18 protein-coding genes are annotated in these 20933 nt (G+C 73.0%); 5 read left to right on the forward strand and 13 right to left on the reverse strand.

What is annotated here, in order from left to right:
- Window positions 1-94: 94 nt before the first annotated feature.
- Window positions 95-637 (forward strand): hypothetical protein, encoded by a 543-nt coding sequence (locus ACFYZA_RS26570; protein WP_382588915.1) that lies wholly within the window; start codon window positions 95-97, stop codon window positions 635-637.
- A 42-nt stretch (window positions 638-679) separates the two neighbouring features.
- On the opposite strand, the gene ACFYZA_RS26575 is transcribed toward ACFYZA_RS26570, so the two are convergent.
- The 5 genes from ACFYZA_RS26575 to ACFYZA_RS26595 form a co-directional block, all read right to left on the reverse strand.
- Window positions 680-1924: an SWIM zinc finger family protein gene (locus ACFYZA_RS26575; RefSeq protein WP_388493100.1), complete on the reverse strand. Its 1245-nt coding sequence runs from the start codon at window positions 1922-1924 to the stop codon at window positions 680-682.
- Entirely contained in the window at window positions 1921-5034 is a 3114-nt protein-coding gene (locus ACFYZA_RS26580) for an SNF2-related protein (protein ID WP_388493203.1), read from the reverse strand. Before ACFYZA_RS26580 ends, ACFYZA_RS26575 begins: the two co-directional genes overlap by 4 nt.
- A 117-nt stretch (window positions 5035-5151) precedes the next feature.
- Window positions 5152-6606 carry a carboxylesterase/lipase family protein gene (locus ACFYZA_RS26585; protein ID WP_388493101.1) on the reverse strand — a complete coding sequence of 485 codons (1455 nt, stop codon included), beginning with the start codon at window positions 6604-6606 and terminating at the stop codon, window positions 5152-5154.
- Entirely contained in the window at window positions 6606-7661 is a 1056-nt protein-coding gene (locus ACFYZA_RS26590; RefSeq protein WP_388493102.1) for an alpha/beta fold hydrolase, read from the reverse strand. The genes ACFYZA_RS26585 and ACFYZA_RS26590 overlap by 1 nt, the downstream gene beginning before the upstream one ends.
- 10 nt (window positions 7662-7671) lie before the next feature.
- Complete coding sequence (locus tag ACFYZA_RS26595; protein ID WP_388493104.1) at window positions 7672-8976, reverse strand: esterase/lipase family protein; 1305 nt, start codon at window positions 8974-8976, stop codon at window positions 7672-7674.
- 341 nt (window positions 8977-9317) lie between these two features.
- Between ACFYZA_RS26595 and ACFYZA_RS26600 the strand changes: the two genes are divergently transcribed.
- On the forward strand, window positions 9318-9689 hold the full coding sequence (locus tag ACFYZA_RS26600; RefSeq protein WP_382588926.1) for a hypothetical protein: 372 nt from the start codon (window positions 9318-9320) through the stop codon (window positions 9687-9689).
- A gap of 53 nt (window positions 9690-9742) precedes the next feature.
- On the opposite strand, the gene ACFYZA_RS26605 is transcribed toward ACFYZA_RS26600, so the two are convergent.
- A complete protein-coding gene (locus tag ACFYZA_RS26605) occupies window positions 9743-10642 on the reverse strand; it encodes an acyltransferase domain-containing protein (RefSeq protein ID WP_388493106.1) in 900 nt (299 codons plus the stop codon).
- Between the two features lie 184 nt (window positions 10643-10826).
- On the opposite strand from ACFYZA_RS26605, the gene ACFYZA_RS26610 reads away from it, so the two are divergent.
- Window positions 10827-11096, forward strand: a complete 270-nt coding sequence (locus ACFYZA_RS26610) for a DUF6343 family protein (RefSeq protein ID WP_382588930.1) — start codon at window positions 10827-10829, stop codon at window positions 11094-11096.
- 31 nt (window positions 11097-11127) lie between these two features.
- On the opposite strand, the gene ACFYZA_RS26615 is transcribed toward ACFYZA_RS26610, so the two are convergent.
- The 5 genes from ACFYZA_RS26615 to rpsA all read right to left on the reverse strand — a co-directional run bounded on the left by ACFYZA_RS26615 (window position 11128) and on the right by rpsA (window position 15649).
- Complete coding sequence (locus ACFYZA_RS26615) at window positions 11128-11553, reverse strand: tetratricopeptide repeat protein (protein WP_382588932.1); 426 nt, start codon at window positions 11551-11553, stop codon at window positions 11128-11130.
- A gap of 56 nt (window positions 11554-11609) precedes the next feature.
- On the reverse strand, window positions 11610-11996 hold the full coding sequence (locus ACFYZA_RS26620) for a DUF3592 domain-containing protein (protein ID WP_388493108.1): 387 nt from the start codon (window positions 11994-11996) through the stop codon (window positions 11610-11612).
- Between the two features lie 175 nt (window positions 11997-12171).
- On the reverse strand, window positions 12172-12771 hold the full coding sequence (coaE, locus tag ACFYZA_RS26625; RefSeq protein ID WP_388493109.1) for a dephospho-CoA kinase: 600 nt from the start codon (window positions 12769-12771) through the stop codon (window positions 12172-12174).
- A gap of 189 nt (window positions 12772-12960) precedes the next feature.
- On the reverse strand, window positions 12961-13899 hold the full coding sequence (locus tag ACFYZA_RS26630; RefSeq protein ID WP_382588938.1) for a PAC2 family protein: 939 nt from the start codon (window positions 13897-13899) through the stop codon (window positions 12961-12963).
- A 250-nt stretch (window positions 13900-14149) separates the two neighbouring features.
- Window positions 14150-15649 carry a 30S ribosomal protein S1 gene (gene rpsA / locus ACFYZA_RS26635; protein ID WP_100574468.1) on the reverse strand — a complete coding sequence of 500 codons (1500 nt, stop codon included), beginning with the start codon at window positions 15647-15649 and terminating at the stop codon, window positions 14150-14152.
- Between the two features lie 375 nt (window positions 15650-16024).
- On the opposite strand from rpsA, the gene ACFYZA_RS26640 reads away from it, so the two are divergent.
- Window positions 16025-16864 (forward strand): class I SAM-dependent methyltransferase, encoded by an 840-nt coding sequence (locus ACFYZA_RS26640; RefSeq protein ID WP_388493112.1) that lies wholly within the window; start codon window positions 16025-16027, stop codon window positions 16862-16864.
- A gap of 216 nt (window positions 16865-17080) precedes the next feature.
- Window positions 17081-19576, forward strand: a complete 2496-nt coding sequence (hrpB, locus tag ACFYZA_RS26645; protein WP_388493113.1) for an ATP-dependent helicase HrpB — start codon at window positions 17081-17083, stop codon at window positions 19574-19576.
- Between the two features lie 46 nt (window positions 19577-19622).
- On the opposite strand, the gene ACFYZA_RS26650 is transcribed toward hrpB, so the two are convergent.
- Window positions 19623-20618 (reverse strand): DUF3068 domain-containing protein, encoded by a 996-nt coding sequence (locus ACFYZA_RS26650; protein WP_388493115.1) that lies wholly within the window; start codon window positions 20616-20618, stop codon window positions 19623-19625.
- A gap of 87 nt (window positions 20619-20705) precedes the next feature.
- Window positions 20706-20861 (reverse strand): SPW_0924 family protein, encoded by a 156-nt coding sequence (locus ACFYZA_RS26655; protein WP_107488360.1) that lies wholly within the window; start codon window positions 20859-20861, stop codon window positions 20706-20708.
- Window positions 20862-20933: the final 72 nt, after the last annotated feature.

Consider the following 20933-nt stretch of genomic DNA (forward strand, 5'->3'; position numbering starts at 1 on the left):
GCCGGGCCCCGCGCCGCCGCGAGCGGACGCCCGCGCTCCACAACTGCCCAACGCAGCAAGGAACTTGAGCAACCGGCATGGGTATCCCTCCCCCATGACGACTGCGCCGGACCGCCCGCTGCTGCTCCTCGACGTGGACGGCCCCCTCAACCCCTACGCGGCCCGCCTGCCCCATCTGCGCGGCTACCGCACCCACCGGCTCCACCCCTCGTCCTGGCTCTCCCGCCAGACTCCGGGCACGCGCGCGCACCGGCTCGGCCTGCGCGTCTACCTCAACCCGGCGCACGGCCCCCGGCTGCGCTCGCTGCCCTACGAACTGGCGTGGGCCACCACGTGGATGAACGAGGCGAACGAGATGATCGCCCCCGTCATCGGCCTCCCCCCGGACCTCCCCTTCATCGCCTGGCCCGAACTGTTCGCCACCGACCCGGACGGCCTGTACTGGAAGACCCGACCGCTCCTGAAGTGGGCGGCGGGCCGGCCGTTCGCCTGGGTCGACGACATGATCACCGATCTGGACGAGACGTATGTGCACGACCACCATGACGCCCGCGCCCTGATGGTGCGCGTACACCCCCGACGGGGCCTGCGCGAGGCCGACTTCGAGCGACTGACCCAGTGGGCGGCCGCCGCATGAGGCGGGCTGCCCCATAGCGCGCGCCCCTGGCCCCCACCCCGGTCAGGCGCCGAGGCGGGCCGTGAGTGCGCCGACGGGGTCGGTGTCGGGGGTGCCTCGGGGCCACCAGTCGTCGCGGCCGGGGTCGGACTCGTAGCCGTACCAGAGGCCGTCGCGGCCGTAGCGGAGTTGGACGGAGGGCGTGGAGAGGCGGTTGCGGCTGGGGCGGAAGTCGGGGAAGCCCGCGGCGCTCAGCGCGGGGCGGGCCCGGTCGAAGGGGCCGGCCGGTGGATCCCAGGGGGCTTCGAGGACGGCGAGCGCCTCGATGCCGCCCTGGCGCCAGGCGGCCACCGCCCGTGCCAGGTCGGCGGGGGTGCGGTCGGTGGCCCGGGTCAGTGAGGTGTAGAGGGCTCGGGTGGCCGAGGTGAGGCCCGAGCCCGGGTGCGCGGCGGCGAGGCGGACCGCGTCCTGCCAGGTGGACAGGGGCGCGATCGGGTCCGCTCCGGTGACCAGGAGGGTGTGGGCGCGCATCGCCGCCTCGGTGGCCAGGAGGTCGAGGGACAGCGGGTCGGGGCCGCCGTGCACCTCGGGGAAGGCGGGCGGATGGCCCGGCCGCGCGGGGGTGGGGAACGGTGGCGGGAGCGGCGCGAGCGTGCGCGGCTGGACCGCCGTGCGGGCCTGGACGGTGGGGAGTCGGGGCGGCGGGGCGGCCCGTTCCACGGCCATGCGGGTGGCGTTGTGCCGGGTGAGCGCGGCGAGGACTTCCTGCTCGCCCCGCCCGCGCATGAGGAGCAGCACGAACGGGTCCTCGTCCAGGAGGCGGGCGGCCTGGTAGCAGAGCGCCGCCGCGTGCTTGCAGGGGTAGCCGTCGTCGGGGCACGAGCAGTCGGGGATCAGGTCCCCGTAGGCGGGCAGCAGGGCCGCCTCGTCGGCCAGCGCGTGCGGCAGGTCCTTGTCGAGGAGCGCCGCGATGTGGGCGGGCTCCTGGGCCGCGGTGTCGAGGAAGTCCTCCCACGCCTGGTCGGGCAGGGTGCGCAGCCGAAGCTCGGTGCGGTAGGGGCGGGGGCGGGAGCCGTGTACGTAGGCGGTGATGCGGCCCGGGGTGACGGTGATCGCGTCGACCTGGCCGGCTTCCGCGTAGGCACGTCCGCGCGCCAGCCGGGCTGCGTCCAGGGCGAGTTCCTCCAGGGCCTCCACCCAGGCGTCGCCCCACCAGGTGCCGGTGCGCTCCGAGCGGGCGCCGAGCGCGGGGTAGGTGCGCCGGCGGTCGTCGTGGCGCGGGGTGCGGGCGGGCGGTCGGGCGTTCACGGGGCCCTCCGCAGGGAGATCAGGTCGGCCAGTTCGCGGTCGGTGAGTTCGGTCAGCGCGCTTTCGCCGGAGCCGAGGACGGCCTCGGCCAGTTGGCGTTTTTGCTCCAGCATGTCGGCGATGCGGTCCTCGACGGTGCCTTCCGCGATGAGGCGGTGGACCTGGACCGGCTGGGTCTGGCCGATGCGGTAGGCGCGGTCGGTGGCCTGTTCCTCGACGGCCGGGTTCCACCAGCGGTCGTAGTGGATGACGTGGCCGGCGCGGGTGAGGTTGAGGCCGGTGCCGGCGGCCTTGAGGGACAGGATGAAGACGGGGACCTCGCCGCTCTGGAAGACGTCGACCAGGCGGTCGCGCTCGGCCACCGGTGTTCCCCCGTGGAGCAGTTGGGTGGGCACGCCGCGGGCAGTGAGGTGGCTGGAGAGCAGCCGGGCCATGGCGACGTACTGGGTGAACACGAGGACGGAGCCGTCCTCGCTGAGGATGGTGTCCACCAGCTCGTCAAGGAGGGCCAGTTTTCCCGAGCGCGCGGCCAGGCGCGGGGCGTCCTCCTTCAGGTACTGGGCGGGGTGGTTGCAGATCTGCTTCAGGGCGGTGAGCAGCTTCATGATCTGGGCGCGGCGGGCGATGCCCTCGGAGGCTTCGACGGCGGCCATGACCTCGCGGACCACCGCCTCGTAGAGGGCTACCTGTTCGCGGGTGAGCGGCACGGGGTGGTCGGTCTCGGTCTTCGGGGGCAGTTCGGGCACGATGCCCGGGTCGGACTTCTTCCTGCGGAGCAGGAAGGGGCGGACCAGGCGGGACAGGCGCACCGCCGCGTCGTCGTCCTCGCCGTTCTCCACCAGGCGGGCGTGCCGGGCGCGGAACGCCTTCAGGGGGCCGAGCAGCCCGGGGGTCGTCCAGTCGAGCAGTGCCCACAGCTCGGAGAGGTTGTTCTCCACGGGGGTGCCGGTGAGCGCGATCCTGGCCGGGGCTGGGATGGTGCGCAGCGCCTTGGCGGTCGCCGAGAACGGGTTCTTGACGTGTTGTGCTTCGTCGGCGACCACCATGTTCCAGGTGTGTGCGGCCAGTTGGGGGGCGCTGCCGCGCATGGTGCCGTAGGTGGTGAGGACGAATCCGCCTTCGCCGCCTTCGAGGCTGCGGCTGCTTCCGTGGAAGCGGCGCACCGGGACGCCGGGGGCGAACCGGGCGATCTCGCGCTGCCAGTTGCCGAGCAGGGAGGCCGGGCAGATCACGAGGGTGGGCTCGGGGCGGGCGCGGCGCAGGTGCAGGGCGATCACGGTGATGGTCTTGCCGAGGCCCATGTCGTCGGCGAGGCAGCCGCCGAGGCCCATGGACGTCATCATCTCCAGCCAGGCCAGGCCCCGCAGTTGGTAGTCGCGCAGCGTCGCGTCCAGGCCCGGCGGCTGTTCGGCGGCGGCGGGGCCTTCGAGGAGGCGGTCGCGGAGCAGGGCGAGGGCTCCGGCCGGGACCGCCTCGACGCTCTCGCCGTCGACTTCGGCGGTGCCGGTGAGGACGACGGACAGGGCGTCCACGGGGTCGAGCAGCCCCAGGTCGCGCTTCCTGGCCTTGCGGACGAGGTCGGGGTCGGCCACCACCCACTGGTCGCGCAGGCGCACGATCGGGCGGTGGGACTCGGCGAGCACATCCATCTCGGCGTTGGTGAGCGGTTCGTCGCCGAGGGCCAACTGCCAGTTGAAGGCGAGGAGTTCGCCGGCGTCGAAGAAGGAGGTGCCGTCGGTGGCCGAGCCGGGTGCCGGCCGTACGACGGCGGTGGCGCTGAGCGTACGGGCCAGTTCGCGCGGCCAGTGGACGGTGACGCCTGCCGCGGCAAGCCGTGCCGATGCCTCGCCGAGCAGCTCGTACAGCTCGGTCTCGGTGAGCGCCAGCACGTCGGGGACGGCGCGCTCCAGGAGCTGGCCGAGGGGCGCCCAGACTCGGGCGGCCCGGCGCAGCGCGAGCAGCGCGTCGATCCGGGCGCGCGGCCCGAACGCCTCAACTGCGGCTGCGGTACTGCCTGTTGACGCTTCGGTGCGGTGGGCGGTCCTGCCCGTCGCGGCTCCGGCCCGGGCGGCGGCCCTGCCTGTCGCGGCTGCGGATCGTCCGGCCGTACGCCCTGTCGCGGGCCGGTCCGGGCCGGCGGCGCTGCCTCTCGCGGACCCGGGGGGATCTTCGGCGCCCCCGTCCGACCAGAGGCGGGCGGCGTCGACGACCAGGGTGGGGTCGGCGAGGCTGTGCACCTGGACGATCGCCGAGCCGGCGCGTCGTGCCTCTCCCTCCTCGTCGGACGCCGTGTCGAACAGCTCGAACCCGGACAGGTCCAGGCGCAGCGAGACCCGGACGCCGGCGTCCATCCCCGCGGCCGCCTCCGCGGCCCAGGCGCGGGCGGTCGGCAGGTGCTGTGCGGTGGCCGCGGCGAAGGGCGCTCCGGCCGCGTGGGCGGCGGCCGGGGTGCGCGGCAGGCTGTCCGCGACCGCGTCGAGGAAGGCCCTCACCAGGGCTTCGGGGTCCGGGAGTTGGAGGGCGCCGCGGCCGGGGACGGGCACCCCGTACGCCTCGTAGGGCATGGCCGCGGCGATGGCGCGCAGCTGGGCGATGTCGTCGGCGTCCAGCGGCCCGGCGCGCCAGGCGTCGTGGTGGGTGGAAGTGAGCCCGGGCAGGAGTCTGCCGCGTGCGACGAGGTGCAGGGCGTGCAGCGCGGCGGCGCCCCAGCAGGCGGCCGCCGGGTGCGCGCCGGGGTGGCGGCGGGCCCGGACCAGGAGGGGGAGGGCTTCGGTGACCGGCAGGACGAGGGCCGCGACCTTGCGGCTGCGGGCGCCCCCGCCGTGGCGGCGCACCACGGTCAGCTCGGTCACCTCGGCGCCGGGCGGCCCCGGGGGCAGCGGGCCCTGGCCGGGGTCCCAGAAGGCGACCTTGCCCTCGCGGGGCAGCCCGGCGGGCAGGAACACGGCGGCGGCGGACAGCGCGGGCCACTGCGCCCCGGTCTCCGTCGCGTGCCGGAGCGCGGGGCTCCGGCCCGGCTCGGGGGGCCGGGGGGTGCCCGGGGGCTGGTCGCGGCGGGCGGGCGCGGGGCCGCGCGAGGCGGCCGGCGCCCGCTCCTCGGGGTGCCACATCGGTGTCGGCCGGTTCACCGCCGGTCACCTCCTTCGTCCGCACGGTCGTGGTCCGTCGCGTGGTCCGCGACTGATCTACGACCTTACGGGCGAGGTCTGACAATGGGCCTCACGGCCTCAGCGCACCCCCTCCCACAAGGCACGTTCCTCGCCGCGCGGGTCGCTCTCGACGCTCGGCACGCTGTCGAAGACCCGGGTCGTGCGGGTTTCGCGGTCGTACGGCGCCCAGCCCGGGTCGCCGGTCTTCGCGAAGGCCACCCAGGCGCCGTGCATGGCGTCCGCGAGGGCTTGCGGCGGCCCCTCGCCCAGGATCGGGGCGTAAGTCGGGTCGTCGAGCCGGTCGAAGACGTAGGCGAGCTCGGAGGCGTGACAGGCCCCGAGGCGGCCGCCGAGGGCCGGGGACCGGTGGGCGAACTCGTACACGTGGGAGCCGGGCACGGCCTCGGCGAGGCGCAGGGCCGGGATCCGGTAGAACCAGTCGGTGGTGACCGCGTCGAACAGTTCGCCGGGCACCGCCTCGGGGCGGCGCTCGGCGTACACGGGCAGCGCCTTGTCGGGGTCGAGGCCGTAGGCCGCCGTCGCCGCGCGCAGCTTGGGCTGCGGCAGCACGTCGAGGCGTTCGGTCGGCACCAGGAACAGCCGGTACTCCTCTCGGTTGCTGCCGGCCAGGAGTTCCACGCCGCAGTCCGCCGTGGGCAGCGGCAGCTCGTCGAGGACGGGCTCGAACGGCATCATGTTGAGCGCCGCCTCGCCCCACAGGGCCGGGTCGGGGCGGGCCCCGACCTCGCCGCGCAGTGCGGCCTGGGCGGGCAGCAGCTCCTCCAGGGGGATCTCGGCGAACTCCTCAGCCGTCGCACCGATGCCGAGCTTCTCGGCGAGCCGCGCGGTGATCAGGTCGGCGGAAGCGGGCCGCAGGAAGTGGTGGGCGGCGCCGCTCTGCAGGATCGCGCGCCGGAAGAGTCCCCGGGCGCGGGGCATGGAGAGCAGCGCGCCGATGCTCATGGCGCCCGCCGACTCTCCGAAGACGGTCACCTGGCCGGGGTCGCCGCCGAAGGCCTCGATGTTGTCGCGGACCCACTCCAGGGCGGCGATCTGGTCGAGCAGGCCGCGGTTGTCCGGCCGGCCGGGCAGCCGCAGGAAGCCGTCGGCGCCGAGCCGGTAGTTGATGCTGACGTACACCACGCCATCGCGCGCGAAGGTGCTTCCGTCGTACGCGGAGGCGGATCCGGAGCCGTTGGCGAAGGCTCCGCCGTGGATCCACACCATCACCGGCAGGCCGCTGCTGGGGGCCGGGTGCGGGGTCCAGATGTTGAGGTTGAGGCAGTCCTCGCCCTGGGGTCCTTCGTCCGGGATGAGCACGTCGAAGGGCGGCGCGTAGGGCGCCCTCGGCACGCTCGGCCCGTAGGAGAGCGCGTCGCGCACCCCGTCCCAGGAGGCCGCGGGCCCCGGCGCGCGAAAGCGTGCCTCCCCGAAGGGGGGCGCGGCGAACGGGATGCCGAGGAAGGCGGCCACGTCGTCGGCGACGAGTCTGCCGCGCACCGCGCCATGACGGGTCGTACGGATGGGTTCCATCAGGTTGGTGCGCCTTCCGACAGGGTTTCGAGCAGTGCCGCGCCGAATTCCCGGGGACGTTCGACATGGACCGCGTGCCCGGCTCCGGGCAACGCAATCTCTCGTACCCTGCCGCCGGCCCGCGCGTAAAGACCCAGTGCGTGCCGGGTCTGGGCGAGCATCGGCTGGGCGGGGGTGCCGTCCCAGCCGGGCAGGGCGCCGGTCGCGCCGAGGTGGGCGAGGTCGAACAGGGAGGTGTCGGAGACGATGACGTCGTCCTCGCCCCGGATCCAGGTCACCGGCGGCAGGACGGGCAGCGTGTGCAGGTCGTCGATGCGGAAGTGCGTCGGGGCGAGGCAGTTGAGGACGCCGCGGTTGCCGGGTGCCACCCCGGGCCAGCTGTCGCTCGTCGTGCTGTCGCCCGGATAGTGGTCGTCGCCCACCCGGGTCGTCAGCATGGACGCGACCAGGTCGTCCTCGTGGGCGGGCCGCGTCGGGGGCTTGACGTAGCAGGTCGCGAGGACCTGGCGGGGCGAGAGCGGGGAGCTCTCGCCGCTCTCGCCCGCGCGCAGCAGCCGTACGAAGTCGGGGTTGGCCGTACCGCCTCCGGAGCCGGCCCCGTCCGGCGCGTTGAGCAGGCCTTCCTCACCGTGGGTGCCGCCGAAGCCGTAGGGCGAGACCGGGTTGACGAGGGTGAGCGACCCCACGGCGGACGGCCGGTCGCGCAGATACTGCAGCACCACGCCACCCCCCATGGACCAGCCCACCAAGTGTGCGCGGGCCACATGCAGGGCGTCGAGGAGCGCCGCGAGGTCGTCCGCGTAGTCGCGCAGGCCCCGGGTCGCGTCCACGGGCAGCGGGTCGCTCCCGCCGAAGCCGCGCAGGTCGACCGCGATCGGCCGGTAGCGCTCGGGGAGCGCCGTGAGGGTGTCGCGCCAGAACACCGAGGACGAGACGTTGCCGTGGACGAACACGACGGTCTCGCGCGGGCCCTCGAAGGCCGGGTCGGGCTCGGCTTCCAGGATCTGCTGGGTGAGGCGGGCCGTGTCCACACGGCGGGTGTGCGGGGTGCGCATCGGTGGTTCCTCAGGGGAATGCGAGCCAGGCGGCGACCTGGGCGGCGGACGTGCTGTTCCAGCCGAGTTCGAGGTGGTTGGCGGCCGCCACGGTGGCGGTGGCGCCCACGGTGGCGATGCCGGTGGTGTCGAGGGCGCTGGAGATGAAGACGACTCCGTCGCTGGGGCCCCGGTTCTCGTTGACGATGCCGACGACGTTCGGGGTGGCTCCGGCCAGCAGATAGGTGGTGACGGACGCGGGCACCCCGGCCCGCTGCAAAGGCGCCACGAGCGATCCGCTGTCAACCGCCTTCTGGATGCCGTCTCCCGCCGTGTAGAAGCCCTGGCCCCCGTAGTAGGTGGTGTACCAGTCCTGGGCGGACTGGTCGACGCCGTAGACCGAGTCCCAGCGGGCCAGCATCTGGCGCTGGCCCGGGTAGTCGTCGTATCCGGCGGCGGGCGTCATGGAGTACTCGGGGTGCGCGGTGTACGTGCCGTAGCAGGTCATCTTCGTGTGCGGCGACGGCGCGTTGATCTTGCCGCCGCATTCGGGCCAGATGGAGAAGTCGTGCGCCCAGCCGTGCGCGTACGGGTAGTCGTAGCCGCCGTTGGGGCCGCCGAGCGTGATCAGTTTCCGTACGTCCCCGGCGTAGGCCCGCCCCCAGGACGGCTTCAGCGACGACACGTAGGCGCGGGCCGACATCTCGCCCTTGCTCCAGCCGACCAGGTCCACCTTGGTGACGCCGAGCTTGGCCTTGACGGCGGCGACGGCGTCGCCGACGGCCTGCGCCTGCATGAGGTTGTCGCCCTGCTTGTGGGCGAACCCGATGGCGAAGACGCGCTGCCCGCGCGCCGACAGGTACTGCATCAGTCCCGTGGTGGGGCAGGACAGCGCGCCGCAGCCGTAGCCGCCGGACTCCCCCGGGTTGGCCCAGGCCCGGTCGGCGGTGTCGTTCGCGCCGTGCACGAGCAGCACCGGGACGGTCTTGGCGCCGGTGTTCCAGCCGGGCGCCGAGTACAGCAGGAAGCGGTCCGACGTCGGGCGCGCGACCCCGCCGAAGTACGTCACGCGTACGCCGTCCTGGTCACCGCGGCCGTCCGGCGGATAGCCCTCGGCGGCGCCGGTCGAGAAGCCCGCGGTCGTGTCGCGGAAGCGCTCGACCTTCTCCCAGCCGTTGGTGACGGTGCCCGCCCCGTAGCTCGCCTCCAGCGAGAGGTGAGCGGGATACGCGGTGGGGCCCGCCGCGCTCGCGGTGGCGCCCCCGCCGAGCAGCCCCGCCAGCACCGCGACGACGGCGGCGGCCACTCCCCACCCGGCACGCTGTCCATGGCGCACGATCCGGTCCCCCTCTGCCTCGACACCTCGTCGGCCACCCCCGGACGGGGCCGGGCCGCCGTGCTCCACGCACCCGGCCCGACGGCCGGTCGCGTCCCTGTCCGCGTAGACGCTAGGCAGCGCGCGGCCCCAGGGGTGATGTGTGCGGACCACACAAGGCAGCGGCGAAGTGTGGGGTGCGGATCTCCGGGGGCCGGAGAACACGGGAGAAGTGCCGGTTGCTCGGCGTCCGGTCGCCCGGGCGGGCTATCCGGGCGGCGCACCGGATGCCGGACGCCGGGGCACGGGGCAGGCTGGCGACACTGACCGCCGCAGCCATGCCGTACAGACGAGGACCGCTCATGTCCGTGCCCGCGTCCCAGTCCCCCAACCCGGCCTCGCGCCGCCGTCGCCACCAGCGCGTCGCGGCCGGGGCCGTGCTGCTCGCCCTCGCCACCACGGCCTGCTCCAGCCTGGGGCGCACGGCCGTCGGCACCGTCTCGTACGCGATCGGGCCCGAGACGGCGGTCACGCTGACCAGCCCGGGGGTGCGCGGCTGCCACCGGCTCCCGCCGTCCGGCACGACCCAGGTGTACAACAACACGCTGGTCGACATGGTGATGTACCGGACGCCCAACTGCACCGGCAAGGACACCGTCTACCTCGGCAGCAGGCTCGCCAACAACGTGGCCCCCCGGGCCCTGCCGTGGCGCAGCTACAGCTTCGTGCACTGAGCCGTTCCACCCCGGCACGCGGGGGAAGGCGGGCCGGTTCCGGCCCGCCCCGCCTACAGCTCGAACCACCCGTGGCCTGCGTACCAGTGGCCGCCGTCCAGGAGGTGGCGAGCGACCGCGCGCTGCAAGGAGGTGCGCTGCGGGAGCCCTGCCACGGGCAGCTCGGGATCGCCGAAGACGAAGCCGACGGGTTCGCCGTCGGACGGCTTGTCGTCTCTGTACGCGGTACGGAACAGACCCTGGAAGCGCACGATGTTGGAGCTCTGCGGAAGATGAGCGCGCAGCTGCTCGTCGAGCAGCCAGGAGTGGCAGACGGCCACCCGGTAGTGCTCCTCGGGGAAGTACCGCGCGAAGAACTCCCGGGCCCGGACGAGGGACTCGGCGCACGCCTCGGGCGTCAACGGGCCCAGAAAGTCCGGGATATGAAGGTTCAGACAGGGGTCGCCGGGCTCCGCGTCGAGGCCCGCCTCCCCAAGGGCCAGGCTCGTACGCTCGCCCAGCCGTGAGCGCTGGAACTGGAGCCGGCCGAGCTGGTAGAGCTCCCCCCGGAAGTGCAGCCGCAGCCAGCCCGGCACGGCCAGACCGCCCCACCCCCGCCGCCGGTGGTGCAGCGCGATGTGCCGCCCGAGGTCGGCGAGCGTACGGCGGGCGACGTCGTCGGGGATGCCGTGCTCGCGGTGGTACGCCCACGTGTACGGCAGCGCGGCGACGGCGACGTATACCGGGAACCAGCGCTCCAGGTCGTCGCCAAGACCCTCGGGCAGGGTGGGCGGTTCGGGCCGGATGCCGATGGTGCCGAGGTCCTGGACGAGTGTCCGCGCGGCATGCTCGAGGAGTTCGCCGAGCTCCGGCTGGGTGGTGAACCGCGTTGCCAGCGCGGTCAGTTCGTTGATGTCCTCGTGCGGTACGGCGAGGTCGAGCAGCGTCTCGGGGAGGTCATCGGGGAGCGGCATGCGCGCCACACTAGCCACCGCGTTCCTCCCGCGCCGCCGCTTTCCGGACGCGCCGCCCGGCCCCGCCCGACGTCCGTCACACCTGGCACGGGACCTGTCACGCCAGGTATCGCCCGACAGGTCGCGGCGCCCCGTGGCTTTCACTTCCGCCCCAGCGGGTACACCCCCTATAGAGGCGATCATCATGCTGCGTACCGGTAACGAACCGGCCACCGCCCGCAGCCCCCTGCGGATGCGGCTGTGGCTGAGCATCTGGGGCCTGGTCTGGACTCTGGGCGGCACGGCGGGCTTCGCGCTGGAGGGGCGGCCGGGGTGGATGGCGGCCTGCGCGGCGCTGTCGGCGGTGATCGTCGTCGACCTGTTCATGATCATCCGCCATATCCGGCAGGGCCCCCACTACCAGCCGGGCCGCGACGTCCCCCCGTACGAGCCGCCCCGCACCCGCATGCCGTGAGGCCCTGGCGAGATCCCCGGGGCAGCCCGCGCTACGCGCTCTCGCCGCTCCCCGCCTCGTCGTCGAACCGCGCCGCCGCGAGGTACTCGGGCTTCGGGTCCAGGGCCGCGGCCAGCCGGAAGTGGCGCTTGGCCTGATCGGGGCGGGCCTCGCGCTCATAGGTGCGGGCCAGCGCGAAGTGCGCGAAGGCGTTGTCCGGCTCGCGTTCCAGAACGAGCTGGAACTCCAGCTCGGCGGAACGGAGTTGGGCCGCGGCGAAGAAGGCCCGGGCCCTCAGCAGGCGGGCCGCCGTGTTCTCGGGGTGGGCCGCGATGACCGAGTCGAGGAGCTTCACGGCACCACGCGGGTCCCGGGCGGCCAGGAGCTGCTCGGCCGCGCGGTAGTCGATGACGTGTGTCTCGGGGGTGCTTTCGGCCACGTGCCTGTCCTTTCCCTCGCTGCGCGATGTCAACGCCATGCCCAGCTCCGGTATTCCGTACGCATGCGAAGACGATCGTGCCCGGACGGTACGGCTCAGAGCGCGGCCGCCGCCAGGGTCAGGCCGAGCAGCACGATCGTCCCGCCCGCGGCCATGAACGCCCGGTCCAGGGCGGTGCGTTGACGGCCCAGGAGCACCACGGTGCGCGGATCCGCCGGGTCGTAGGACAGCCGCACACTGCTGCCGGGCGGGAGCGGCTCGCGGCGGCTCGGCGGGACCGGTGAGGGGAGTTCGAGCACCTGGCCGTCGGCCGTCTCGAACTGCAGCAGGGGCCGGGTCGCGCCCTGCGGGGCCCGCTTCACCAGCGCCCACGCGAGCGCTCCGGCCCGCTCGGCACGCCGGTTCTCCCGCAGCCCGTATGCCCCGGCGACCAGCGCCACCAGACCGCCGATCACCGTGAAACCCGCCAGTACGAAGAGCACGTTTCGGATCGTAATCCGCACCGGCCACGAGCGACGTGCCAAGCCGGCGAAACCCAGCTTGATGAGGGAATCCATACGGTTCGCCTACGCGCCGGCGGTGGGCCTCCCCCGCGCGTGAGCCAGCTGCCCCGCCTTCATGCCCGGCCGGCCGGGGGCAGGCCTCGCCGAGCGATCCCTATCGCCCCGCCCGCTCCACCAGGTCCGCCCACACCTTGCGCACCTGCGGCTCCAGCGCCTCCAGGGGGCCGTCGTTGTCGACGACGACGTCGGCCACGGCGAGGCGCTGGGCGCGGTCGGCCTGGGCGGCCATGCGGGCGCGGGCCTCCTCGGGCGTCATCCCGCGCAGGCGCACGAGCCGGTCGAGCTGGGTCTCGGGGGCCGTGTCGACGACGACCACCAGGTCGTACAGCGCCGCCAGCCCGTTCTCCGCCAGGAGGGGGACGTCGTGGATGACCACGGAGTCGGGTCCCGCGGCGGCTTCCAGCTCCGCGGAACGTGCCCCGACCAGTGGGTGCACGATCCGGTTCAGGGTCGCGAGCTTTTCCGGATCGGAGAAGACGATGGCTCCGAGACCGGGGCGGTCGAGGGTGCCGTCCGTGGACAGGATGCCGGGTCCGAACGCCTCGACCACCGCCGCGAGGCCCGGTGTTCCGGGCTCGACGACCTCGCGCGCGATCCTGTCCGCGTCGATCAGTACGGCTCCGTACGAGACGAGCAGCCGTGACACTTCGCTCTTGCCGGCGCCGATACCGCCGGTCAGGCCCACCTTCAGCATGAGCGGAAGCTTAGGGCCTGTCCGGCGGATCTTGTCTGGGATGCGGGGGTCTGGCACGCCCATCTGCGGCGTAAAGCCGAAGCCCGCCGACGGCGACCAGATCCGCCGGACAGACCCTAGGCGCCCGCCCCTGCGCGGCGCCCACCACCTCCGAAGGAGGCCGAAGCCCCCCTCCGCGTGCGGCCGGCCTTACGCGTCGCCCTCCCGCTCCGCGAGGAAGCGCTCGAACTCGCGGCCCAGCTCCTCCGCCGACGGCAGGTCCGCCGGTTCGGCGACCAGGTTGCCGCGGGTTTCCGCGCCCGCCACCGCGTCGTACTGGTGCTCAAGTCCCTGTACCAGGCTGACCAGTTCCTCGTCGCCCTCGCCGATCTGGCGCTCGATCTCGGTCTGGGTGCGCTGCGCCTCCGTGCGAAGGCCGTGGGCAACGCTGGGCAGGACCAGGCCGGTTGCCGCCGTGACGGCCTCCAGGGCGGTCAGTGCCGCGTCCGGGTAGGCCGAGCGCGCCACGTAGTGCGGCACGTGGGCCGCGACGCCGAGGACGTCGTGGCCGGATTCCATGAGGCGGTACTCGATCAGGGACTCGGCGCTGCCGGGCACCTGCGCCTCGTCGAACGGCGAACGGTGGCCGGGCATCAGGTCCGTGCGGTTGCCGTGCGGGGTGATGCCGACGGGGCGGGTGTGCGGCACGCCCATGGGGATGCCGTGGAAGTTGACCGAGAGGCGCACGCCGAGGCGCTCGACGATCTGCCGGACGGCGAGCGCGAAGCGCTCCCACTCGACGTCCGGCTCGGGGCCCGACATCAGCAGGAAGGGCGCGCCCGTCGCGTCCTGCACCAGGCGCACTTCCAGCGCGGGCACCTCGAAGTCCGTCCAGCGGTCGCGCCGGAACGTCAGCAGCGGGCGGCGGGCGCGGTAGTCGACGAGCCGGTCGTGGTCGAAGCGGGCCACCACCTGGTGCGGCAGCGTGTCAAGGAGCTTCTCGACGATCTGCTCGCCGGTCTCACCCGCGTCGATGTAGCCGTCGAAGTGGTACAGCATGACCAGGCCGGCCGACTCCTGCGCGAGCGCCATGTCGACGACGGCGAGGCCCTTCGGCTCCCATTCGTACAAACTCTGCGGATCAAGCACGATTACCGCTCCTCCTCGTGTTCATCAGGAAGAACGACCGCCGACACGCGTGCATTCCCGGCCACACCGCTTTCGCGGAAAGGGCGCCCCCTGGCGCACAACCGGCTTGCCCGCCAGGGGAGTTGGGACGTGCCGACCGCAACGCGACAGGGCCGCTCCCCCATGGCGAGCGGCCCTTCATGAAGTAAGGCCCGCCCCCCAATGGGGAGCGGGCCTTACTTTCAGCTATCTACCAGCTGGGGTCAGAGCGTCAGCTCTGGCCGCCCGCCAGCTTCTCGCGCAGGGCAGCCAGCGCCTCGTCCGACGCCAGGGCGCCGGAGTTGTCGTCCGACTCCGAGGAGTACGAACCGCCGGAGACGCCCGCCGGGGCACCGGCCGGGGCGGCAGCGCCCTCGGCAGCGGCGGCCTCGTCGGCCTCGCGGGACTTGATGACCTGGGCCTGGTGCTGCTCGAAGCGCGACTGCGCCTCGGCGTACTGGCCCTCCCACGCCTCGCGCTGGGTCTCGTAGCCCTCGAGCCAGTCGTTGGTCTCGGGGTCGAAGCCCTCGGGGTAGATGTAGTTGCCCTGGTCGTCGTAGGACGCGGCCATGCCGTACAGGGTCGGGTCGAACTCGACCGACGCCGGGTCGGCACCGAAGGACTCGTTGGCCTGCTTCAGGGACAGCGAGATCCGGCGACGCTCGAGGTCGATGTCGATGACCTTGACGAAGATCTCGTCGTTGACCTGGACGACCTGCTCCGGGATCTCCACGTGGCGCTCGGCCAGCTCGGAGATGTGGACCAGGCCCTCGATGCCCTCGTCGACGCGCACGAACGCACCGAACGGAACGAGCTTGGTGACCTTACCGGGGACAACCTGCCCGATCTGGTGCGTACGGGCGAACTGCTGCCACGGGTCTTCCTGCGTCGCCTTCAGCGACAGGGAGACACGCTCGCGGTCCATGTCGACGTCGAGGACCTCGACGGTGACTTCCTGGCCGACCTCGACAACCTCGGACGGGTGGTCGATGTGCTTCCAGGAGAGCTCGGAGACGTGGACGAGACCGTCGACGCCACCCAGGTCCACGAAGGCACCGAAGTTGACGATCGAGGAGACGACGCCGGAGCGGACCTGACCCTTCTGCAGGGTGGTGAGGAACGTCTGGCGAACCTCGGACTGGGTCTGCTCGAGCCAGGCACGGCGGGACAGGACCACGTTGTTGCGGTTCTTGTCCAGCTCGATGATCTTCGCCTCGAGCTCCTTGCCCACGTAGGGCTGGAGGTCGCGGACGCGGCGCATCTCGACGAGGGAGGCCGGCAGGAAGCCACGGAGGCCGATGTCGAGGATGAGACCACCCTTGACGACCTCAATGACGGTACCGGTGACGATGCCGTCTTCTTCCTTGATCTTCTCGATGGTGCCCCAGGCACGCTCGTACTGAGCGCGCTTCTTCGAGAGGATCAGGCGGCCTTCCTTGTCCTCCTTCTGGAGAACCAGGGCCTCGATCTCGTCGCCGACCTTGACGACCTCGTTCGGGTCGACGTCGTGCTTGATCGAGAGCTCGCGGCTCGGGATCACACCTTCGGTCTTGTAACCGATGTCGAGCAGGACCTCGTCCCGGTCGACCTTCACGATGACGCCGTCGACGATGTCGCCGTCGTTGAAGTACTTGATCGTCTCGTCGATCGCGGCGAGGAAGGCTTCCTCGTTACCGATGTCGTTGACCGCAACCTGCGGGGTGGTGGCGGTGGTCTCGGTGCTGCTCGTCATGTGGGAAAGGGCTCCGGTTACGGACAGAAAGTCGTAGGTACTGCCACGCCGAGAGCCCGTATCGCCTCTGCAGAAGCCGGACAGCCTGGGAAGCGCCGATCCGGGTCGGTCCGGATGGCGCCTCGACAACCGAGGGGACATACAACAGATGGAAGCGCGCCTGCTACGTCTGAGGTGCGCAGGCTCGCAGCGCAACTTGTAGCATACGGGGGCAGCCGGACACGGTCAATGCGCGAAGGCGCACACCCGGGGCGGATCCCCGCATTACCGGCACAACTAAGGTTCCCCGAGGCCACGATGGGCCCCGCAGACCTCTTTCGAGAACCCTTCGCGAACACGAGGTCGCGTTCCGCGCAAACTACAACGACGGACACGATGAGCCAAGAGATCCAAGCGTACGAGTCCGAGGACAGGCCCGATTTCGAGCCGCAGGCGACCCGGCGTACCGCCGGGGACACGGAGAGCAGCCGGGCCAGCCGCGGCTGGTGGGACAGCAACGCCGACGAGTACCAGACCGACCACGGAGCGTTCCTCGGCGACGACCGGTTCGTCTGGGGACCCGAGGGCCTGGACGAGGCGGACGCCCGGCTCCTCGGCCCGGCGGAGTCCCTGAAGGGCCTCGACGTCCTGGAGATCGGCGCGGGCGCGGCCCAGTGCTCGCGCTGGCTGGCCGCCCAGGGCGCCCGCCCGGTGGCCCTCGACCTCTCGCACCGCCAGCTCCAGCACGCGCTGCGCATCGACGGCGGCACGTTCCCGCTGATCGAGGCGGACGCCGGCGCCCTGCCGTTCGCGGACGGGTCCTTCGACCTGGCGTGCTCGGCGTACGGGGCGGTCCCCTTCGTGGCGGACCCGGTGAAGGTGTTCCGAGAGGTGCGCCGGGTGCTGCGGCCGGGCGGCCGCTGGATCTTCTCGGTCACCCACCCCATCCGCTGGGCGTTCCCGGACGAGCCGGGCCCCGAGGGCCTGTCCGTCGCGGCCTCCTATTTCGACCGCACGCCCTACGTCGAGCAGGACGAGAGCGGCGAGGCGGTCTACGTGGAGCACCACCGCACGCTGGGCGACCGGGTGCGGGACGTGGTGGCGGGCGGCTTCCGCCTGGCGGACCTGATCGAGCCGGAATGGCCGTCCTGGAACACCCAGGAATGGGGCGGCTGGTCCCCGCTGCGGGGCAATCTGATCCCCGGGACCGCGATCTTCGTGTGCGAACGGGACTGACGCGCACCCGCCGCGACACACCTCCGCACGGACACTCCGCACGGCCGCGAACCCCGCCGCGACCCACGTCCGGTACGGCCGCACATCCCGCTCCGGCGCTCGGCCCGGTCCGGGCTCCCCGGCTCGGCCGAGCATTACCCAGGGTTAGTCGTACAAGCGCACCGCCCCTGTGGACAGAGCGGCACACGGCCCGGCGGGACGTACGACACTGAGCGCATGATCCGAACCGCCGCACTCGATGCCCTCCCCGTACGCGAGGCCGTGCCCGAGCTGCTCGCCGCACTCGACGGGCACGGCACGGCCGTGCTGTGCGCCCCGCCCGGCACGGGCAAGACCACCCTGGTGCCGCTCGTGCTCGCGGGGCTCGTCGGAGGTGGCCCGGCGCGGCGCGTGATAGTCGCCGAGCCGCGCCGGATCGCGGCCCGGGCGGCCGCGCGCCGGATGGCGTGGCTGCTCGGTGAGCGGACGGGCGAGCGGGTCGGGTTCACCGTGCGCGGCGAGCGTTCCGTTGGCGCGGGCACCCTCGTCGAGGTCGTCACCACCGGCGTCCTCCTCCAACGCCTGCAACGCGACCAGGAGTTGACCGGAGTCGACGTCGTCGTGCTCGACGAATGCCACGAGCGCCATCTCGACGCGGACACCGTCGCCGCCTTCCTCCTCGACGTACGGGCGGCCCTGCGGCCGGAGCTGCGCCTGCTCGCGGCGTCGGCGACGACGGACGCCGAGGGCTGGGCCAGGCTGCTCGGGGACGCGCCGGTCGTCGAGGCGGCCGGAGTCGCGCACCCCGTGGAGGTGGTGTGGGCGCCCCCCGCCCAGCCGGTCCGGCCGCCGCACGGGATGCGGGTGGACCCGGCGCTGCTCGCGCACGTGGCCGCCACGGTGCGCCGCGCGCTGGCCGAGCGGGACGGCGACGTGCTGTGCTTCCTGCCCGGCGTCGGTGAAATCGGCCGCGTGGCACGGCAGTTGGGGGACCTTCCCGGTGTCGAGGTGCTCCAGGTGCACGGCCGGGCCCCGGCCTCCGTGCAGGACGCGGTGCTCGCCGGGGCCTCGGGGCGGCGGGTGGTGCTCGCCACCGCTGTCGCCGAGTCCTCGCTGACGGTGCCCGGGGTGCGGGTGGTCGTGGACTGCGGTCTGGCCCGCGAACCACGGGTGGACCATGCCCGTGGTCTCGGCGCGCTGACGACGGTGCGGGCCTCGCAGGCGGCGGCCCGCCAGCGCGCGGGCCGGGCCGGCCGCGAGGAGCCGGGCGCGGTCTACCGCTGCTGGACCGAGGCGGAGAACAGCCGTCTTCCCCGCTTCCCGGCCCCCGAGATCAAGGTCGCCGACCTCGCCGCCTTCGCCCTCCAGGCCGCCTGCTGGGGCGACCCGTCGGCGGAAGGCCTCGCCCTGCTCGACGCACCGCCGGCGGGCGCGATGGCGGCGGCCCGTTCCGTCCTGACGGCGATCGGCGCGGTGGACCCGCAGGGCCGCGCCACCGACCGGGGCACCCGCATGGCCCGCCTCGGCCTGCACCCCCGGCTCGCCCGGGCCCTGCTCGACGGCGCGGCGGAGGTCGGCGGCCGACGGGCCGCCGAAGTGGTGGCCCTGCTCAGCGAGGAGCCGCCCCGGGAGTACGGGGACGACCTGGCGGCGGCCTGGCGCACCGCGCGCCGGGGCGGCGACGGGTACGCGGCCCGCTGGCTCCAGGAGGTGCGGCGCCTGGCCTCCGCCGCCGGAAGCCACCCCGAGCGAGGCTCCGCCGAGTCCGCCGCGGGGCTCGTCGCGGCCCTCGCCTTTCCGGAACGGGTGGCGCGGGCGCGCGGCGGCGGCTCCTTCCTCATGGCGTCCGGCACGGGCGCCGAGGTCGGCCAGGGCTCCGGGCTCGCCACGGCGGGCTGGCTGGCGGTGGCCGTCGCCGACCGGCCGGTGCAGGCGGCCTCCGCCCGGGTCCGGCTCGCCGCCGTCATCGACGAGGCGACCGCCCGGCTCGCCGCGGGCCATCTCCTGGCCGAGGGCGAGGAAGTGCACTGGGAGGACGGGGACGTCGTCGCCCGCCGGGTGGCCAGGCTCGGCGCGGTCGAGCTGTCCGTCCGCCCGTTGAAGAACGCGGATGCCGCGCTCGTGCGCGACGCGCTGCTCGACGGCCTGGCGCGCGACGGCCTCGGCCTGCTGCGCTGGACCCGTGACGCGCAGGGCCTGCGGGAGCGGCTCGCCTTCCTGCACCGGGTGCTCGGGGAGCCCTGGCCCGATGTCCGCGATGCGGCGCTGCTGGCCCGGCCCGACGCATGGCTGGAGCCCGAGCTCTCGCGGGCCCGGCGCCGGGCCGACCTCGGGCGAATCGAGGCGGGGGCGGCGCTCAACCGGCTGCTGCCGTGGGCGACCGGGGAGGCGGCCCGGCTCGACGAGCTGGCCCCCGAGCGCATCCAGGTGCCCAGCGGGTCACGGATACGGGTGGAGTACGGAGGTGAACAGCCCGTCCTGGCCGTCAAGTTGCAGGAGATGTTCGGCCTGGACGGCACACCGGAGGTGGCCGGCGTGCCCGTGCTCGTCCATCTGCTCTCCCCCGCCGGACGGCCCGCCGCCGTCACCGCCGACCTCGCGAACTTCTGGCGCGACGGCTACCGGGCGGTCCGCGCCGAGCTGCGCGGCCGCTACCCCAAGCACCCGTGGCCGGAGGATCCGACGGCCGCGGAGGCGACGCGATTCACGAAGGCGCGGCTGAAACAGCAGTAGGGAGGGGAGCGGCTCGGGCAGTGCCCGGTGGGCAGCGGGGCGCGGCTCAGGCGATGACGGGATCGAGACGCTCGGTGACGGCGGGCGGCGGGTCGCTGGGCCGGCGGCCGCGCGCCTCCAGCCAGAGCGAGAGGGCCAGGAGGACGACGGCCAGGCCGAGGAATCCCCAGGGGAGGTAGGAGGTGAGCAGCAGGACCAGCACGCGGTTCTTCTTGACCAGGTCGACGGTGTAGTTGACGTAGTCGTCGCGCATCTTGACGTCGCCGGCGAACACGGTGACCTTGTCGCGGCCCCCGAGGAGGGTGCCGCCGCGCATCTCCTCCTGGTTGACCTCCTCACCGTTGACCGGGGCACCGGTGACGGGGTCGATCCAGAACTTGCGGGTGGTGGTGTACCAGAGGGAGGTGCCGGTGGATTTCTCCAGGGTGCTGGAGTCGATTCCGGGCAGCGGCATCTTCTTCGGGTAGGGCACCTTGGTCCACGGGATGGTCTGCTCGAAGTAGTACACGTCGAGGCCGTGGAACTTCTGGGTGCCCTTGTAGTGGATGGGCGCGGAGGTGCGGGCCTGGAAGTCGAAGTACTCGTAGTCCCGCTTCTCGGTCAGGAAGGGCCACTTGAACTCGATGCCCTTGCGCTGCACGGGGTCGCCGTCGACCATCTCGCCGGTGGCGTGCACGGGTGCCTGGCTGTGTGCGTCGAAGATGTACCGCTCGGGTATCTGGGAGACCATCTTGCCGTCGGGTCCCTGGACGTAGGAGAGGGTGTCCCACACCACGACGTCCTTGCCGGCGCTCTTCTCGATCTCCTTGGCCGCCTCCACGTTGCCCTTGAGCGTCTGGACGACGGTCACCTTGGGGACCGTCTTGGACTGCATGGTGGCGTAGTCGATGAGGGTGGCGTTCTTCGCTTCGAGAACCGCTTCCTGGTACTGGCTGGGCGGGATCTTCGCCAGGCGGGGGAAGGCGTACCAGCGCAGCAGGGGTGACAGGGCGCCGAAGAACACGGCGAAGGCGAGCAGGACGAGACTGGCTTTGCGTCGCATGGACCTGCTCTCCCTCTACGTGCTCTACGTGGCGTGGCGCTCGGTCCGGCTCCACGGGCTCTACACGGCGCGGCTTTCGGCCGGGCGCTACTTGGTCTGGGTGATCTTTCCCGGGGCGCTGGGCACGGTGGTCAGCAGCGGCTTCGGCGAGGTCTTGCCCTCGGGAGCGCCGATGGCCGAGACCGTCAGGACGATGGCGAGGGCGGCGGCCAGCCCGATCGCGGCGGCTATCAGGGCACGCATGCTCGGCCTCCGGGAGCTGATGGGTCGTCAGGAGTGGGCACCGTAGCAACGCCCGGCCGAGATGAGAACACG

The sequence above is a fragment of the Streptomyces sp. NPDC001828 genome, assembly GCF_042892175.1.
GTDB lineage: Bacteria > Actinomycetota > Actinomycetes > Streptomycetales > Streptomycetaceae > Streptomyces.